The sequence below is a fragment of the Streptomyces sp. B1866 genome, assembly GCF_031932565.1.
Classification (GTDB): domain Bacteria; phylum Actinomycetota; class Actinomycetes; order Streptomycetales; family Streptomycetaceae; genus Streptomyces.
In genome coordinates this window covers 1-476 of sequence record NZ_JAVSCF010000608.1, presented here as the reverse complement: position 1 = coordinate 476, position 476 = coordinate 1, and the positions used below count along the sequence as shown (strand labels likewise).

General features: G+C 70.2%; 1 protein-coding gene. It reads left to right on the top strand.

The genetic code is table 11. From position 1 onward, the window contains the following. Positions 1-21 precede the first annotated feature (21 nt). Positions 22-476, top strand: a 455-nt coding sequence (locus RKE29_RS30415) for an acyltransferase domain-containing protein (protein WP_312008914.1), incomplete at its 3' end; no start/stop codon positions are given.

Genomic DNA, 476 nt, shown 5'->3' with positions numbered 1-476 from the left:
GTGCTGGGGTCGGATTTGGTGGTGGCGTCGGTGAATGCTCCGGGGCAGGTGGTGGTGTCCGGGCCGGTGGAGGGTGTGGAGCGGGCGGTGTCAGTGCTGGCGGAGCGGGGGGTGCGGGTGCGGCGGTTGGCGGTGTCGCATGCGTTTCATTCGCCGTTGGTGGAGCCGATGCTGGCGGAGTTCGGCCGGGTGCTGGAGAGCGTGGAGTTCCGCATCCCTGTGATTCCCGCCGTGTCCAACGTGACCGGCACGTGGGTGGATCCGGAGGAGTGGAGGTCTCCGGAGTACTGGGTGCGTCAGGTGCGGGAGCCGGTCCGTTTCGCCGAGGGCGTGGGCACGCTGTTGGAGGCGGGCGTGTCTGCGTTTCTTGAGCTCGGTCCTTCGGGGGCGCACGCGGCGATGGTCGCGCACTGTGCGGATGCCGCCGGGGTCCCGGTCACCGCCGTGCCGCTGCTGCGTCCGGACCATGACGACGT